Annotated in this window: 13 protein-coding genes and 1 pseudogene; 9 read left to right on the top strand and 5 right to left on the bottom strand. The window is 69.8% G+C overall.

The features are described 5' to 3' along the window. The first annotated feature begins 4 nt into the window (after window positions 1-4). Complete coding sequence (locus tag ACFY9E_RS29045; protein WP_390988886.1) at window positions 5-1,654, top strand: FAD-dependent oxidoreductase; 1,650 nt, start codon at window positions 5-7, stop codon at window positions 1,652-1,654. Window positions 1,655-1,832: 178 nt separating this feature from the next. Here ACFY9E_RS29045 and ACFY9E_RS29040 read toward each other — a convergent pair whose 3' ends face one another. The 3 genes from ACFY9E_RS29040 to ACFY9E_RS29030 form a co-directional block, all read right to left on the bottom strand. Beyond that, entirely contained in the window at window positions 1,833-3,146 is a 1,314-nt protein-coding gene (locus ACFY9E_RS29040; RefSeq protein WP_390988884.1) for an NlpC/P60 family protein, read from the bottom strand. Between the two features lie 782 nt (window positions 3,147-3,928). Continuing rightward, on the bottom strand, window positions 3,929-4,219 hold the full coding sequence (locus tag ACFY9E_RS29035) for a hypothetical protein (RefSeq protein WP_390988882.1): 291 nt from the start codon (window positions 4,217-4,219) through the stop codon (window positions 3,929-3,931). Window positions 4,220-4,442: 223 nt separating this feature from the next. Next, entirely contained in the window at window positions 4,443-4,865 is a 423-nt protein-coding gene (locus ACFY9E_RS29030) for a hypothetical protein (protein WP_390988880.1), read from the bottom strand. 440 nt (window positions 4,866-5,305) lie between these two features. Between ACFY9E_RS29030 and ACFY9E_RS29025 the strand changes: the two genes are divergently transcribed. The 3 genes from ACFY9E_RS29025 (at window position 5,306) to ACFY9E_RS29015 (ending at window position 7,269) form a co-directional block, all read left to right on the top strand. Then, window positions 5,306-5,782 (top strand): hypothetical protein, encoded by a 477-nt coding sequence (locus tag ACFY9E_RS29025; RefSeq protein ID WP_390988878.1) that lies wholly within the window; start codon window positions 5,306-5,308, stop codon window positions 5,780-5,782. A 177-nt stretch (window positions 5,783-5,959) separates the two neighbouring features. After that, the gene (locus ACFY9E_RS29020; protein WP_390988876.1) at window positions 5,960-6,829 is read left to right on the top strand and encodes a Scr1 family TA system antitoxin-like transcriptional regulator; all 870 of its coding nucleotides are present in this window, start codon (window positions 5,960-5,962) and stop codon (window positions 6,827-6,829) included. Between the two features lie 86 nt (window positions 6,830-6,915). Beyond that, the gene (locus ACFY9E_RS29015; RefSeq protein WP_390988874.1) at window positions 6,916-7,269 is read left to right on the top strand and encodes a DUF6191 domain-containing protein; all 354 of its coding nucleotides are present in this window, start codon (window positions 6,916-6,918) and stop codon (window positions 7,267-7,269) included. Between the two features lie 96 nt (window positions 7,270-7,365). Here the strand turns inward: ACFY9E_RS29015 and ACFY9E_RS29010 are convergent, their stop codons facing one another. After that, complete coding sequence (locus tag ACFY9E_RS29010) at window positions 7,366-8,826, bottom strand: tannase/feruloyl esterase family alpha/beta hydrolase (protein WP_390988873.1); 1,461 nt, start codon at window positions 8,824-8,826, stop codon at window positions 7,366-7,368. A gap of 388 nt (window positions 8,827-9,214) precedes the next feature. Here ACFY9E_RS29010 and ACFY9E_RS29005 point away from each other — a divergent pair, with 388 nt between their 5' ends. Both ACFY9E_RS29005 and ACFY9E_RS29000 read left to right on the top strand, forming a co-directional pair. Beyond that, entirely contained in the window at window positions 9,215-10,690 is a 1,476-nt protein-coding gene (locus ACFY9E_RS29005) for a PHB depolymerase family esterase (RefSeq protein ID WP_390988871.1), read from the top strand. Window positions 10,691-10,964: 274 nt separating this feature from the next. After that, the gene (locus tag ACFY9E_RS29000) at window positions 10,965-12,341 is read left to right on the top strand and encodes a pyridoxal-dependent decarboxylase (protein ID WP_390988869.1); all 1,377 of its coding nucleotides are present in this window, start codon (window positions 10,965-10,967) and stop codon (window positions 12,339-12,341) included. A 420-nt stretch (window positions 12,342-12,761) separates the two neighbouring features. On the opposite strand, the gene ACFY9E_RS28995 is transcribed toward ACFY9E_RS29000, so the two are convergent. Next, window positions 12,762-13,319, bottom strand: coding sequence for a TetR/AcrR family transcriptional regulator C-terminal ligand-binding domain-containing protein (locus tag ACFY9E_RS28995; RefSeq protein ID WP_390988867.1), 558 nt, complete (start codon window positions 13,317-13,319; stop codon window positions 12,762-12,764). Window positions 13,320-13,498: 179 nt separating this feature from the next. Between ACFY9E_RS28995 and ACFY9E_RS28990 the strand changes: the two genes are divergently transcribed. From ACFY9E_RS28990 to ACFY9E_RS28980, 3 genes and pseudogenes are all read left to right on the top strand, one after another. Then, complete coding sequence (locus tag ACFY9E_RS28990; protein WP_390988865.1) at window positions 13,499-14,551, top strand: oxidoreductase; 1,053 nt, start codon at window positions 13,499-13,501, stop codon at window positions 14,549-14,551. Between the two features lie 71 nt (window positions 14,552-14,622). After that, a pseudogene (locus ACFY9E_RS28985) lies at window positions 14,623-14,730 on the top strand (alpha/beta hydrolase); the annotation flags it as partial. A 392-nt stretch (window positions 14,731-15,122) separates the two neighbouring features. Beyond that, window positions 15,123-16,034: a hypothetical protein gene (locus ACFY9E_RS28980; protein WP_390988863.1), complete on the top strand. Its 912-nt coding sequence runs from the start codon at window positions 15,123-15,125 to the stop codon at window positions 16,032-16,034. Window positions 16,035-16,180: the final 146 nt, after the last annotated feature.

Raw genomic sequence — 16,180 nt, 5'->3', positions numbered from 1 at the left:
CCCCATGACCTACGCCATCACCCAGACCTGCTGTGCGGACGCCACCTGCGTCGCCGTCTGCCCGGTCAATTGCATCCACCCCACCCCGCAGGAACGGGCCTTCGGCAGCACCGAGATGCTCCACATCGACCCCAGGGCCTGCATCGACTGCGGCGCGTGCGCCGACGCGTGCCCGGTGGACGCCGTCTTCCCCGTGGATCGGCTGACCGGCCCGCAGAAGGCGTACGCCGAGATCAACGCCGCCTACTTCGCCGACAGTCCGGTGTCCGAGCCGGACACGGACAGCCCGAACTTCCACGTCTGGGACCGGCCCACGTTCGACCGTGCCCTTCCTGCCGACTTCCGCCCCTTGCGCGTCGCCGTCGTCGGCACGGGACCGGCAGGCATGTACACCGCGCAGGACCTGCTCCTGCACACCAACGCCGAGATCACCCTCATCGACCGGCTGCCGGTGACGGGCGGCCTCGTGCGGTACGGCGTCGCCCCCGACCACCCCTCGACCAAGAAGATCGGTGACACCTTCGCCCGGTTCCACACCCATCCCCGGGTGCGGATGCTGCTGGGGCTGGAAGTCGGTGAGCACGTCTCGGCACAGGAGATCGCCGCCCATCATGACGCCGTGGTGTACGCGGTGGGAGCATCCGGCGACCGCCGTCTCGGCGTCCCGGGAGAGGACCGGGCCGGCTGCGTGTCCGCCACGACGTTCGTCGCCTGGTACAACGCCCATCCCGATGTCGCCCCGGACGCCGTCGACCTCTCCGCCGAGCGCGTCGTCATCGTCGGCAACGGCAACGTCGCCCTCGACGTGGCCCGCATCCTGGTCACCGACCCGGAGCAACTCGCCGGCACCGACATCGCCGACCACGCGCTGCGCGCCCTGCGCAGCGCCGCTGTCCGCGAAGTCGTACTCCTGGGCCGCCGCGGCCCGGAGGACGCGGCCTGCACCCGGCCCGAACTGCTCGCCCTGACCCACCTGCCCGGTGTGGAACTGGTCGTCGACGACCACGACCCACGCATCGGCAGCGCTGTCGACGCCGCCGGGCCGCACGAACTCGCCGCGGTGCTGCGGAATGTGCGTCGCGAAAGGGTCGACTGGTCACACCCGCCCACTGCGGGCCGCCGTATCGTGCTGCGCTTCCACTCCGCGCCGACGGAGTTCGTGGGGGGCGACGACGAGAGCGTGCGGGCCGTGCGCGTCACCGGTGCGAGCGGCGACACGCTGTTGCCCTCCACGACCGTGTTGCGGGCCATCGGCTACCGGGGAACGCAGGTGCCGGGGCTGCCGTTCGACGAGACGACCGGAACCGTTCCGCACGACGAGGGGCGGGTGACCGGGCTGACGGGCGCCTACGTCGTGGGGTGGATCAAGCGCGGTTCGTCGGGAGGCATCGGCGCCAACCGGGCATGCGCCGCCGAGACCGTCACCAGCCTGCTCGCCGACGCCGTCGACGGCGTTCTGGCGGCGCCCGCTCACTCGGCCAACTCCTTCCCGCGCCTGGCACGGCGCCGCGCGCCCCATCTCGTGGACGCCCGCGGTATGGCGGCCATCGACCGGACCGAGCGCCTGCGCGGCGGACGCGACGGCAGACCGCGCAACAAGTTCGCCACTGTGACGGAACTGGTCACGGCGTCCCGGCGCCGATCGAGGCTCTGATACCGCGACCACCCACGCTCGGCGCACCCCGCCCGAAGGCCCCCACAGGCGCCAGGCGGGGGGAGGCGCGCCGCCGCGACATGGCCGCACCAGGCCATGAATCGTGCACGCAAGGATCGGACCGTCCGGACGAACTCGGCCGACCACAGACGGCACCCCGTAGACGGCCAGGCCGACGTCAGGCCGGGCGCATCACACCCTTGATCGCCGACTGGCCGGCGAAGAACACCGACTCCTCTCGGATGCGCGCTCCCGGACCTGGGGCGTGAATCATCACGCCGCCGCCGCTCCAGATGCCGACGTGGCTGAGGTCGTCGTGGAAGAAGACCAGGTCTCCCACCTGGACCTCGGCGAGCGCGACCTGCAACCCCGCGCTCCACTGCGCCTCCGTGGTCCGGGGAAGCGTCACGCCGGCGGCCTTCCACGCCGCCTGGGTGAGACCGGGGGCGTCAAACGACCCAGGCCCGGCCGCGCCCCAAACGCAGGGCCGACCGATCTGCTCTCGGGCGAAGGCGATCACCCGCTCGGCCTGGGTCGTGTGGCCGGCGTCCGGAGACAGCCAGGACCCGCCGTAGGCGGCTGATGTGACGCTGGTGGAGGTGGTTTCCCGTGCCGCCGAGATGACCGGCGCCGTGAGGACGGCAGCCGTCGTCGGCGCGGTGGGGACGGGTGCGGCGGCCGGTTCGACGGGTAGTGCCGGAGCAAGGGCCGCAGCGGCAGGCACAGGTATGTCCGGCAGACCGGTGCCATAGGTCGCGGTGTCATAGGACGCGGCGTCATAGGTTGCGGCGTCATAGGTTGCGGCGTCATAGGTTGCGGCGTCATAGGTCGCAGTCGGGGCTGGACCGGCGGGCAGCGCCGCAGCGGGCTGCGGAGCGGGCACTGGGCCGGGCTCCAGGGCGGGCGCTCGTTCGGGCTCGTACAGCGGCCATGCCGCCACGTCTCCGCCGGGGGCCAAGCGCGCATCGGCAGGCCAAGCGCTCTCGTCCTGCGTGGAGTCGCCTGCCACAGCCGGTGCGACGGGCCGGCCGGAGAGCTGCGGGAGAGCAGGTGTCGACGTCTGAGCCGATCCGCCGGTCAGCTCCCACGCAGCACTGGTGGGCGCCTTGGGCCCCTTGGGCGCTTCGAGGGCGAGGGGCTCGGCGGGACGCTCTGCCGGGCGCACGGATCGCGCCGCCCGGGGCGGGGCGTCGGGACGGACCGGCAGCCTCTTGTCCGGCAGCGACGCCGGCACCGTCGGGCCCAGCTTGGCACGGGCGGCGTCGAACCACTGCCGGGTCAGGGCTCCGAACGCGGGCTCCGCGTCTTCCTGGGAGCGGTCGCGGGTGCCCGCGCTCCGCTGACGTGGGAACGCGGCGGCGCGGATCGCGTTAGCGGCGCGGGTCGCGTTGAAGGTACCCGTGTCGTTCTCGGCCCGGTCGTAGAGGCTGTCGACATACCGACGCACCTCGTCAGGGCTCAGCGCCTCGCTCTCAGCCGCCAACGTGGTCACCAGCAGACTGCGAGAGCCGGGCCTCAGCAGTGATGTCCTGCGGGACAAGGGAGTTGGCCATGTCCGCGAAGCCGACCACCGTGGGGCACGAGGTTCGTTCCAGCGCCATGGAAAGGGCGCTCCTTTCGTCCGAGCATGCACGAGACCATCCACCGATCGGCGGAACTCGTGCAGTCGGTGACCAACGTAGCCAACTTGTGAGCCTTCCGTGAAGATCGAAGCCCCGAATGCCCGATATGCTTTTGTGACCTTCGCCGCTCCCACCACACCCTGACGACCAGGCCGGTAACCCGGGCGTGGCGGCGCCGGTGGCCGCCCGCCCGGCTTCAGCCCTGAGGCTTACACGCGGCGCAGCGCCGCCGAACGCTGCATCAACCGACTCAGGCAGTGGTGCGGCCTGGCAAGGCGAACGGACGTATTCGCCATGGACTTTGCCGGTTCCCGGTCACGCGCCGCACAGACGAGAAGGTGGGGACGCGACGGTGAGCGTAGGGGTGACCTACTGAAGAACGGTCACCTGCACATGCCCGAGCTGGTCGACACGCTGGTGCGGGACGTCAAGACCATGAAACCCTCCGACGCTCGCTCCGTCGGCCTCACCCCTGCGCGCTCCGCGTCCTCACGCCGTCCTACGCCGACCAGCCCGACTGCCGCCGGAAGGGTGCCCTTGGGCCTTCCAGGAGACAGGCCGTATCCGCGCGACGCGGCATCGGGGATACCGCCTTGCCACCAAAGTGGCGGCGAACGCTAGAGCTGCCGCAGCTCGTCCACGACGGCGCGGATCACCGGTCGCCGCCGAAGTGTTCGCGGATCTCGTCGCTGCAGTCGTCCGCGCCGACCGTGCTTCGTGAGAAGGCCAGCACGCCGTCGTCCTTGCCTTCCTGCTTGGCCTTGGCCAGCTGCGTCTCGATGTCCGCGATGTACTCGGCGCACTCGGCGCTGACGGGCTTCTCAGGCTGCGGATCCGGTGCCGAGGAGGCGTTCATCCCGGCGGTGGCGGCGACGCCAAGGACGCACAGCACCGCCCACGCAGCGACCCACGTACGGCGGCTCGTCCGTATCGACTTGGGCATCTTGGCATCCTACTTCTCCCATCTCCCAGTTACGGCTGTGTGCAGTGCGTGATCTCCATCGGCTGGGCATCGCCGTACCAACCCTGTTAGACAAAGGAATTACGGGCGCCCGGTCAACTCCACTGCGGGCCGCATGAAGCGCCAGGCACCTCGCCCGCGCCTCATGCGAACGGGCCGTCGCCGGCCGCACGGCGTCCCAACACCTCCAAGTCAGCCGCCCGCACTACATGCTCAGCGACGTCGCGAGACGGGCGGCGGTCTTCTCGCCTGCCCGCTGCTTGATCAAGCCTTCCTTCGCCGCGGCACGAAGCCTGATCTTCGAGAGGCCCACGCCTTCTCTTGTCACCAGCGCTGTGACCACGACAGGGTTCATGCCGCCCATACCACCACCGGCGACGACACGGATCGTCTGCCGGTCCCCGTCGGGCTCGACATGCATGGGCCCCACTGGCCGTCCGGCTCGACCACACACGTGGATGACACGCGTGACGGCATCCTCGAACGGCAAGGGAATCACAAGGTCGATCTCATGAACGTTCTTCCTCAGCAACGTGGCCACGAGCCGAGTCAACCGACGGCTGCCCCCGCCCATCGCGCCAAGAGCAGCAAGCTCTTCCGCCAGGATTTCGTCCTCACCCGTGTCCACGCACCCTCACCCCGCACTGCCGATCGTGACCCATCCGACCACGTCTTGGCCGCTCACAGCACCCGACCCCGGCTGGCCCCCACGATGCGCCGTCCAGTGAAAATACACCTCGCCCGGTGGGGGGCGGCGCTCGTTTGGAATTCGAAACGCCCTCGCCAGAACGCTCCCGCCCTCAGCATTTCGCGACCTCACCGACCTGGCCGTCGCCCGGCGTCGCAGCGACGACAGCAAGCATCGACCACATGTTGCCGCCACGGGCATCACACAGCTCACCAACCAGCCTCACGCCTGCGACCGGTCTGCCGACGCCACCACTTTCCGGCTCCGCCGCACATGCCGCTCGTAGAGCCGCTGGACACCCTGCACTCCGGCCCATGAGCAAGCCTTTGTCGACACGGCCAAGTCAGATGCCCCCACCGTTCATGGGCACAATGAGCCGCATGGCCACAGACCAGAACACAGCGTTCACGCTTCCGCGAGGCGCCACGGGCTTCTTCGTGCCGAAGGACGGGCCGTTGCCGGAAGTCGACCAGCGGACGTTCCGGACAGCCTTGTACGCAGCCGCGAGGGTCGCCGAAGGCCGTGTGGGCGAGATAGAGGAGCAGGTCTACCCTCGTACGTTCCATACCGCGACGATCACCGCGGGCACAGGCGGGCACGTCCTGCTCTGTCACGCCCACCACCCCTGGATCGCCTTCGCTTCGGAACGCCGGGAGTGGTACGCCGAGGAGTTCCACGACCCGCCACCCTGGGCCCACGTCTTCACTGATCTCGGGTTCATCCTGCTCGATCGCGCGCAGCTCACCGCGCCACTGGCCGGCATCGACACCTCGGCGCTCACCCAGGACGAATGGCGCCAGATCCGCCTCTACGGACTCACCACCCTGGGAGGCGTGCTCTTCAACGCCTGGGACTGACACCCAAGCGGGGACTACGCGTCCCACGTCGGGAGACGTGACGCCGTGAGGCACATTACAAGGGCAGATTCCGTTTCGACTGCCTCACGACATGGCGGCACGGCAGACGATCAACTGGTCCTCCCCATGGCAATCTGCGGCCCAGCACGAAGACTTGGAGCTGGAGGTACACCGCTCGTGGCGGCGAACAGCAACCCCACCATCAGGAGGCGCCGCCTGGGAGCCGAGCTCCGTCGGCTCCGCCTGGCCAGTGGGCTGAAGAGCACAGAAGTGGCCGAGCGACTCATGGTCTCCCAGCCGAAGATCAGTCACCTGGAAAACGGCAACCGCGCTATCAGTCCCCGCGATGTTCGCGACCTCTGCACCCTCTACGAAGTGACGGACCAGCAGGTCATCGGCGCCCTGATGCAGATGGCCAGGGAATCCGGACAGCAGGGTTGGTGGCACGCCTACGGCGACCTCCCGCAGAGCGCATATCTCGCCCTGGAGACGGACGCCGCCTCCCTTCACACGTACGAGCCCATGGTGATTCCCGGGCTGCTACAGACTCCCGCCTACGCCCACGCGGTCATCGAGGAAACGATCCCCCAGCTCACGGTCGAACAGGTCGCCACGCGCCTCAAGGTGAGGCTGCGCCGCCAGCACCGGATCTACAACCCGGCCACCCCGCTGCGCCTGTGGGTCGTCCTGGACGAATCGGTAGTGCGCCGCGGCGTCGGCAGTCCCGACATCATGCGCGAACAGCTGGAACACCTGATCGCACTCAGCGCCGAACCGCACATCACACTGCAGATCGTCCCGTACACCGCGGGTGCCCACCCGGGGCTGTCAGGACAGTTCTCCATCCTGAAGTTCACCGACACCCCGGACGCAGTGGTGTATCTGGAACGGTTCACCAGCGACCTCTACCTGGAGAAACACTCCGACGTGCGGCACTACGGCGTGATGTACGACCACCTCCAAGCCCAGGCTCTCGACCCCGCCGACACCCTCGACTTCATCGCCGAGGTCACCAAGGCGTACATCGACGCAGCAAGGCCAAGGTGATGGCCCTGACCTTGAGAGCGATCAGTTTCGCTGGGCTTCGCGGGATGCGGCCCGGCCTTCACTCTTCAGGTTCGGATACTGAGGGCATGGAATTCGCCGTCTTCATGACCTTGCCCGGCCTGGTCATCCTGCTGACCGTCGTGGCCTTCGCAGATCAGCTGTTTCTCCGTGCAGGGCGGGCCGGACTGCTGCCATGGCGGAACAACGCCCGTCAGGGCCAGATATCGGCGACCGGGTTCGAGCAGCTCCACGCGAGCTTTTCGGCCGGGAAGCAGAACGAACTCAAAGAGCGGCAGTCGGCACTGGTGATGCGGGACGACGAGGAAGACGGGGCACCACCGAACCGGACAACGGTGGACCTGGAGGGAGGGACCGCGGTCGTCCGTGTGCCGTGGGCCGACCAGTGGAAGGGCACTCATCACCACAGTCAGACCTTGTAGGTCAAGGCTCGTACGGCCACCACGGGCAGACCGCGTGCCCTCCCTGGGCCTGCCTTGGCCTTCCGGTTGTGCCCAGCAGGCTGTGTGAAGGGCCGTTCAGGGCGTGGTGGATGGATGAGCGGCGTCCCCGCCTGTTTCCAGGGGACAGGCGTTCAGGAGTGTCTCGGGGTCTGCTCGGCCTGGCATCGGGACGGTGTGGGAGGCGGGCGGGCGGTGTCCGGCCATGAGCCAGTTCTCCAGGGCCGTGAAGGCCGTACGGTGGCACGGCGTCAGCGGGCGCAGGTGCTCCGGGTAGGTGTCGACGAGAGCGTCCGTATGGGTGCCGCCCTCGATGCGGTAGTAGCGGTGGAGTTGGTCTCGGCCGGCCCGGCGCACCATGCGGGCGTAGACGTCGGAGTCCTGGGCGATCGGCAGCAGGACGTCCAGGGTGCCGTGCAGGGTGATCAGCGGTTTGCCGATCCGGCCGGTCAGAGCGATCTTCTCCACGGCTCTGCGGACCTCGCCGGGCCGGGAGGCGTAGTCGTAGTCGGCGTCACAGGCCGGCGTGCCCGGCGCGCAGAAGGGCGTGCCCGCCTCGGTCGGGCCGTCGAAACCGGGGTCCAGTTCCTCGCGGTAGATGCGCTGGGTCAGGTCCCAGTAGACCTTGTGGTGGTAGGGCCAGAGGAACTCTGAACCGGCCGGGAAGCCGGCGGAGTGCAGTGCTTTGCGCGCCGCGTCGGCGTCCTCGCCCCCGGTGGCGTACACGGGGTGGTTGCGCAGCGCCTCGGGCAGGAAGTTCAGCAGGGTGGGGCCGTCGGAGCGCCACAGGGTGCCCTCCCAGTCGACTCCCCCGTCGTAGAGGCCGGGATGGTTCTCCAACTGCCAGCGCACGAGGTATCCGCCGTTGGACATACCGGTCACCAGGGTGCGTGACGGCGGACGGTGGTAGTGCCGGGCGACCGTGGCGCGGGCGGCTCGGGTCAGCTGGGTGAGCCGGTCGTTCCATTCGGCGATGGCGTCGCCCGGCTTCTTGCCGTCCCGGTAGAAGGCCAGGCCGGTGTTGCCCTTGTCGGTGGCGGCGTAGGCATAGCCGCGGGACAGCACCCAGTCGGCGATGGCCCGGTCATTGGCGTACTGCTCCCGGTTGCCGGGGGTGCCGGCGACCACCAGACCGCCGTTCCACCGGTCGGGCAGGCGGATGACGAACTGGGCGTCGTGATTCCATCCGTTGTTGGTGTTGGTGGTGGACGTGTCCGGGAAGTAGCCGTCGATCTGAATGCCGGGGACGCCGCTGGGAACGGCCAGGTCCTTGGGTGTCAGGCCCGCCCAGTCGGCCGGGTCGGTGTGGCCCGATGTGACCGTGCCCGCCGTGGTCAACTCGCTGAGGCAGGCGGCTCGCTGATGCTCTGCCCCTGGTACGCGCACCAGTGTGAGGCGCGGGCAGTGGATGCCGCCGGGGCCGGCCGGTGCGCCCGCGGCGGGCGTGGGTGTGAGGGTACAGGTGAGGGCGGCCAGGACCAGGCCCGCCGGTCCGAGGTGTCGCCAGGAACGTGTCGGCGGGCGGAATGTGAGTCGCATGCGTGAGCCTCCGCGGTCGCGTCAAGGGATGCGCGGGAGGCTATTGCGCGGCTCCACTGCCACCAATGGGGCCGGCGACCACCATCCGGGGTCGCGGCATAGTTGTCGACACCACCGGACGCGGCATCACGCGGACAGGGTCCGCCGCGGGCCCGGCCGTCGCACGGCGGCGGGGCGTCGGCATACCACCGCCGGGGGGCGGGCCCGTGGGCTCGTGCCATACACGCCCCTGCACGAGCTTGGGAATGTCCCGCCGTCACACAGGTTCTCGCCTCTCGTGGCCGTCCCACCCATGCCGATGCCGGCCCCCGAACCCCGATGATGCACGCCACGCTGGTCACCTCTCCCCCGGTACCGGCGAGGCCCCCCACATCAGGAGGCAGTCGTCGTGGGACAGTCACATCCCGCACTCCGTTTCTCCCGGACCCTCATCAAGGGCGTTCGCCGATGGGTCACCGCCGTCGCGGCTCTGGCCTTGACCGGCGGCCTGCTCGCCATCAGCCCCCAGGCATCCGCCGCAGGTCTGGCCCAGGTCACCGGATTCGGCACCAACCCCGGCAACCTGTCGATGTACACCTACGCGCCCGACGCCCTACCCGCCGGAGCCCCGCTGGTCGTCGCCCTGCATGGCTGCACGCAGAGCGCGAGCGACTACTACGCGCACTCCGGCTGGCCCAAGTTCGCCGACGCCTACGGTTTCGCGCTGGTCCTCCCCCAGACGAGCAGCGCCAACAACGCCAACTCCTGTTTCAACTGGTTCGAGCCGGGTGACAGCGGACGCGGTCAGGGCGAGGCACTGTCGATCAAGCAGATGGTGGACAAGGCCGTCGCGCTGTACGGCGGCGACACACGGCGCGTCTACATCACCGGCCTGTCCGCGGGCGGCGCCATGACGGCGAACATGCTGGCCGCCTACCCCGACGTCTTCGCGGGCGGGGCCATCGACTCCGGACTTCCCGCCCGCTGCGCGAGCGGCGTGGCCACGGCCTACACCTGCATGTACAGCCCGCCGGACAAGAGCCCCGCCCAGTGGGGGGAACTGGTGCGTTCCGCCGCTCCGGCCGGCACGACCTCCTGGCCCCGCGTGGCGATCTGGCAGGGCACCGCCGACACCACCGTGAGGCCCGCCAACGCCACGGAACTGCGCGACCAGTGGACGAACGTGTGGGGCATCGGCCAGACGCCCTCCCGTACGCGAAGCCTCGGCGGGGGCACGACGCTGAGCGCGTACGACGACGCCTCCGGCCGCTCCGCCGTCGAGGTCTACACCGTCTCCGGCATGGGGCACGGGCTGGCCGTCGACCCCGGCAGCGGCGCCGAACAGTGCGGCAGCGCCGGCACCTACTACCTCGACACCATCTGCTCCAGCTACCACACCGCCCGCTTCTGGGGACTCGGCGGAGGCGATGACACCGGCACTCTGCCCGCGCCCACCGGACTGACGGTCACCGGGACCACCGACACCACTGTCTCCCTGAGCTGGAAGGCGGTCGCGGGCGCGGTCTCCTACGCCGTCTATCGCGGGGGCACGCAGGTGGGCAGCACGGCGTCGGCCTCCTACACCGACAGCGGCCTGGCCACCGGCACGACATACAGCTACACGGCGGCGGCCGTGGACACCTCGGGAGCGGCGGGCAGCGCCTCCCCTGCTGTGGTGGCCACGACCACCGGGTTCACGCCCACGTGCCACACGGCCAGCAACTACGACCACACGGCCGCCGGACGCGCCCATCAGAGCGGTGGTTACGCCTACGCCACGGGTTCCGGTCAGGCGATGGGGCTGTGGAACACCTTCACCAGCCACACCCTCAAGCAGACGGCGCCCGGTTACTACGTCGTCGACGACACGGGCTGCTCGGGCTGAGCCGGACAGTGAACCGGCAGAGTCCTGGCGCATGGCGCGTCTCCGCAGGGCGCTGCCGATTCCTCCTCCGAGTCCGTGCGCTTCCCGACCACGCGGCCTGACCTAGCGCACCGGTCGCTCGAAAGCGGTGACCAGTGCGATCGACTCTCGCACAGCTCGGGCCCGCCGGATCCAACGCCCTGCCGCCCCCGCGTGGGCTGCGGAATCGGACGGCGGACCCATGTCGCCCCATTGGCCGTTCCCAGCCGCCGGAACGGACGATTACCGTCCAGGCATGGACGAGATGACCAAAATCCTCCACCATGCCGCCGAGCACGCCGCCGCCTACCGTCGCTCGCTGGCCGAGCGGCCGGTGGCGCGGCCCGTCGACCGCGCGGCCCTGCGCGCCGCGTTCTCCCGCCCGTTGAACCGCGCCCCGACCGCCCCGCTCAAGGTGGTCGACGAGTTGGTGGCCGCCGCCGAGACGGGACTCGTCGCGACCGCGGGTCCGCGGTTCTTCGGCTTCGTCGTCGGCGGGGCACTGCCCGCGGCCACCGCCGCGGAGATCCTCGCCGCCGGGTGGGACCAGAACGCCTTCAACGCCGCGCTCTCACCCGCCGCCCTCGCCGCGGAGGAGGCGGCGGGCGGCTGGCTGAAAGACCTGCTCGGCATTCCCGACACGGCGTCCACCGGGTTCGTGACCGGCGGACAGGCGGCCAACACCGCAGGACTCGCGGCGGCCCGGCAGCACCTCCTCTCCGAGGCCGGCTGGGACGTCGGGCGCAAAGGGCTGGGCGGCGCCCCACGCCTGCGCGTGGTCGTCGGCGACGAGCGTCACGCCACCATCGACCGCTCGCTGCGGCTGCTCGGCATGGGCACCGACTGCCTTCACAGCGTCCGCACCGATCGGCGCGGCGCCCTCGACACCGAGGACCTGCGCCGCGTGCTGGCGTCCGACCCGGACACGCCGACGATCGTGTGCGTTCAGGCGGGCAACGTGAACACCGGCGCCTGCGACGACCTCCGTACCGCCTGCGCCCTCGCCCACGCACACGGCGGGTGGGTGCACGTCGACGGCGCCTTCGGCCTGTGGGCAGCCGCGAACCCAGCGACCCGCCCTCTCGTCGACGGCGTCGAGCTGGCCGACTCCTGGGCGTGCGACGGCCACAAGTGGCTGAACGTCCCCTATGACTGCGGGTACGCCTTCTGCTCCCGCCCCGCCGTGCACGCAGAGGCTCTGTCGTACACCGCCTCCTATCTCACCAGCGCCGACGGCACTCCGCCAGGAGGCGCCGACTACACCGCCGAGTCCTCCCGCCGCGCACGCGGCTTCGCCACGTGGGCGGCGCTGCGCGAACTCGGCCGTGACGGCGTCGCCGCACTCGTGGACCGTTGCTGCTCTCTCGCCCGGCGTTTCGCCGCCGGCCTGACCGCGGCGGGCTTCGAGGTGGTCAACGACGTGCTGCTCAACCAAGTCCTCGTCAGCTTCGGCGATGACGTCCGCACCGACCATCTCGTGCGGGCGCTGCAGAACGACGGCACCTGCTGGATGGGCGCCACCACCTGGCGCGGCCGACGGCTGATGCGCATCTCGGTGGCCGGTCACGCCACCACAGAGAACGATGTCGACCGGTCGATCACTGCGATCGTGCGGCTGGCGCGGGCGTCGTGACGCGCTGGGCTGCCTCGGCGCACCGGCATGGGCACCAAGGGGCTCCGCCCGCGTAAGAATCGGGACGTGAGAGGCCGGTGACGTCAGAGGTTGGTGCCGACGCGGAAGTCGCAGGAGCCCGAGCCGACCGCGTCGGCGTGTGTCCGGGCTGAGTTCGCGGGTGGGGGGGACGGCCGATGCGGGGCCGGCAGCGGTACGTTGCGACGCGGCTCCCCACGCAGACCCGGCCCACGCTCCGGGTGCCCTCGCGAAAACGGCACGGAAGAGGCGCCGAACTCCGTAATCATGCCGTACTCGTAGTCGTTCCCGGGGAGGACCTCTCGGAGGGCCCCGGTCACGTCGACCGCGGACAAGACCCCGCGGTCTTCCCCGTCTCGCTGCTGCTGAGGGCAACTCGGCATCGTGCGCCCAGGGCCAGGGTCAATGGGCCGGCAGCACGCGGGCGTGCGCGGCGGCCAGCGCAACGTTCACCGCGCGGTCCGCGGTCGCCTCGTCCACCGGCTCGCCAGTGAACACGAGCCGGAAATAGATCGGCGCGACCAACGCTTTGAAAAGTTCTGCGGGATCGGTTTCCGCAGGCAGTTCGCCACGCTCGATGGCCCGGGTGACGACGGGTTCCGCCCGCCGGAACCGGTCGTCGAAGAGCGCGTGCTTGACCTCGGCGAGCCGAGGGAGGCGTACGGCGTCCGAGAGGACGGTGGTGAGCAGGGCCCGGCCTGCAGGCGTGGTCATGGTGGCCACAAGCGAGCGGGCCAGTGCGCGCAGGTCACTCTCCACCGCCCCGGTGTCGGGGATGGGGATGTCTGTCGCGAAGTGGCCGGCCAGCGCGTCAGCCACGAGGCCGTCAGAGTCCTTCCAGTTCCGGTAGATCGTCGTCTTGTGCACGCCGGCCCGCTGGGCGACGCCTTCGACGGTCAGGGCTGCGTAGCCGGTCTCAGTGAGCTCGGTGATGGTCGCCTCCAGTACGGCGGCGCGCATCTTGCTGCCTCGCCCGACAGCGGGGGCACGCCTTGAGGGCCTTCCAGGAGACTCCATTGCAACTCCCAGTTGCATTGACGGCGGAACTGCGACAGGATCAGAATATCGCAACTATGAGTTGCAATACATCTGTGCTCCCTGGGAACGACAGGCACCCCTGATCCACGAAATGAGGTCGCATGACCCGTGACTCTCGGGCTGCCGCCCGCGTTGCGCCGAGCGCCCACGGCGACGCCGTCGCGTGCAGCGACCGTCGCTCCGCGAACTCAGCACCACAAACGGTTTCGCACACGCCTTGGGCGCCGGAATCCATTCCGGACCAGTCGGGGCGACGGGCTGTCGTCACCGGCGCCAACAGCGGAATCGGGTACGTCACCGCTCGCGAGCTCGCCCGGCGCGGCGCCCATGTCGTTCTGGCGTGCCGCAGTCGCGAGCGTGGGCGCAACGCGATGGAGCGGCTGCGAACCGAAGTCCCCGGCGCCCACACCGAACTGCGCATCCTCGACCTCGCCGACTTGAACTCCATCCGCGGTTTCGCCGAGGGCTGGAGCCACGACCGGCTTGATCTCCTGGTCAACAACGCGGGCGTCGCCATGGTGCCGCTCGCTCGAACCGCCGACGGCTTCGAGTCCCAGTTCGGCATCAACCATCTCGGCACGTTCGCGCTCACCGGCCTCCTCATGCCACACCTGCTGGCCGCCGACGCCCCGCGCGTGGTCACGGTCAGCAGTGAGGGCCAGCGTTTCGCGCGATTCGACATGACCAACCTCAATGCCGAGCGCCGCTACCGAGCAGCGTTCGCCTACGTGCAGTCCAAGCGGGCCAATCTCTATTTCGCCATGGAGTTGCAGCGGAGGGCCGACGCCGCCGGGCTGGGGTTGCGCAGCATGGCGGTCGCCCCCGGACTCACGCGCTCCAACGTGCTCACAGGCGGCGCCAACAGCGGCCGGGGCCGGGTGTACAGGCTCCTCACGCGCCTGCTCCTGCGCGTCGCTTTCCGCCCTACACCAGACGGCGCCAAGACCTCCCTGTACGCCTCAACCGTCCCCGACCTGCCCGGTGGAAGTTACGTCGTGCCCGATGGGCCCTTCCAGCTCCGCGGCGAGCCCGCCCTCCGCTGCCGGGAACGCGCCATCCAGGACTCCGCTACGGCCCACGAACTGTGGGCGCTCTCCGAACAGCTCACCGACGTGCACTACCCCTTGCCCGCGGGACCGCATGCTCGGAGATGAAGTGGCCTCACGTGGGAGCCACCCACCGGGGACACACCGGGACACCGATGGTCGATATCGCCGGAAAACCGAGCATGCACCTATGGCACCTGGGCTTCCACTTCCAGTCGGACGTGCCGGAGATGCTCATCACCGGACACGAACGCGAGCTGATCACCTGCATGATCGAAAACGAGCGACCACCGGTAAACGGCCGTGAAGGCCGGGTGTCGCACTGATCCACGCCAATCCCTGGGAGTGGGAGGCCACCACCTCGTGCCCCAACGCGCCGTGCCGGTCGTCGGCTCCCGTCGGCGGCCTGCCCTTCGCGGGTCCGCCGCAACGGGGCGCACCCTCTCCCGGTCACACGGCGAGCTGAGGCACGGGCGGCACTCCTGTCCGGCGTACAACCGTGACATCAGGTGTTGGCTGAAACATCAACTCAGCACACCTGAAACACAGTTGTCGCACATCCTTTTGATTGGCAGACTCGCCTCGCCGACGGGATCACGCGGGCAAGCGTGCGAACACGCACGCGGATGCATCACGTCGGCGGACGGGACTCACGTCATCTCACCAGGGGGAAACATCCATGAATCTCAGCCTGCCCAGACGCGCCCTGGCCCGTGCCACCGCCACTCTCGCGCTGGCGCTGGCCATGGCCACCGGCACCACGGGCCTGCTCACCGGGACCGAAGCGCACGCCCTGCCGGTCACCGAGGGCTCCTTCAGCTTCAGCGGTGACGAGGACGACTACATCAGCGGCGGCCGGTCCTACTCCTACGCGACGGCGTCGCAGGACCGCATGAACGTCTCCGGCAACACCGACAACAGGGTGGTCACCGTCTCCCTCGACGGAGCGAACGGTGACTGGTGGACCCTGAACCTCGCGGCACCGTCCGGGAAGACCCTGACGCCCGGGACCTACACGGGAGCCACCCGCTACCCGTTCAACGACGGGGCCGAACCGGGCCTGTCGCTCAGCGGCAACGGCCGTGGCTGCAACCAGCTCACCGGCACCTTCACCGTCTCCGAAGTGGAATTCGGCCCCCAGGGCTACGTGAAGAAGCTCGACGCCACCTTCGTTCAGCACTGCGAGGGAGGCACCCCGGCCGCGCGCGGTGAGGTCCACATCGAGAACCCGGCCCCGCCGGCCGAACTCGGCCTGGGCCTCGACATCGCCCTGGCCGGCACCGCGAGCTCCCTCAACGGCAAGGCCACCCTCCACGGAACGGTGAGCTGCAACAAGCCGGTCCAGGTGACCGTGGCGGGCGATGTCACGCAGGTGAAGAGGCGGGACCTCATCCGCGGTTCCTTCTCCACGTCGGTGTCCTGCACCCCGGGCGCCCCTGTCGCCTGGACCGGAACGGCCGTACCCACCGGCTCGGTCCCCTTCCAGAAGGGGGACGTCGAGGTCGAGGGCCGCGCGACGGCGACGGACCCGGACTACGACCTGCCGGTGACGGTCAGCGAGACCGTGGCGGTCCGCCTCACGCGGGTCTGATCCCCAGGCCCTGACGCACTGCCACAGCCACATCGCCCGGCCCGGGCCCGTTCCTCTCGAGGAGCGGGCCCGGGCCGGATCGCGTCGCGCGGCACCCGGACCACGGATCTCCAGGGATGTGCGCTCCGGGAGGGCGGAGAGGGCGA

Origin of the sequence: Streptomyces sp. NPDC012466 (genome assembly GCF_042955215.1) — a bacterium.
Taxonomy (GTDB): Bacteria; Actinomycetota; Actinomycetes; order Streptomycetales; family Streptomycetaceae; genus Streptomyces.
Note: the sequence above shows the minus strand (reverse complement) of the source record. Positions and strands in the feature narration are given on the sequence as shown.

Bases quoted from the DNA above. Each gene is read 5' to 3' on its own strand.
- ACFY9E_RS29025 (WP_390988878.1), top strand. From the start codon at position 5,306: ATGGCCACAGACCAGAACACAGCGTTCACGCTTCCGCGAGGCGCCACG.
- ACFY9E_RS29045 (WP_390988886.1), top strand. From the start codon at position 5: ATGACCTACGCCATCACCCAGACCTGCTGTGCGGACGCCACCTGCGTC.
- ACFY9E_RS29000 (WP_390988869.1), top strand. From the start codon at position 10,965: ATGGACGAGATGACCAAAATCCTCCACCATGCCGCCGAGCACGCCGCC.
- ACFY9E_RS29015 (WP_390988874.1), top strand. From the start codon at position 6,916: ATGGAATTCGCCGTCTTCATGACCTTGCCCGGCCTGGTCATCCTGCTG.
- ACFY9E_RS29035 (WP_390988882.1), bottom strand. From the start codon at position 4,219: ATGCCCAAGTCGATACGGACGAGCCGCCGTACGTGGGTCGCTGCGTGG.
- ACFY9E_RS28990 (WP_390988865.1), top strand. From the start codon at position 13,499: ATGACCCGTGACTCTCGGGCTGCCGCCCGCGTTGCGCCGAGCGCCCAC.
- ACFY9E_RS28995 (WP_390988867.1), bottom strand. From the start codon at position 13,319: ATGCGCGCCGCCGTACTGGAGGCGACCATCACCGAGCTCACTGAGACC.
- ACFY9E_RS29010 (WP_390988873.1), bottom strand. From the start codon at position 8,826: ATGCGACTCACATTCCGCCCGCCGACACGTTCCTGGCGACACCTCGGA.
- ACFY9E_RS28980 (WP_390988863.1), top strand. From the start codon at position 15,123: ATGAATCTCAGCCTGCCCAGACGCGCCCTGGCCCGTGCCACCGCCACT.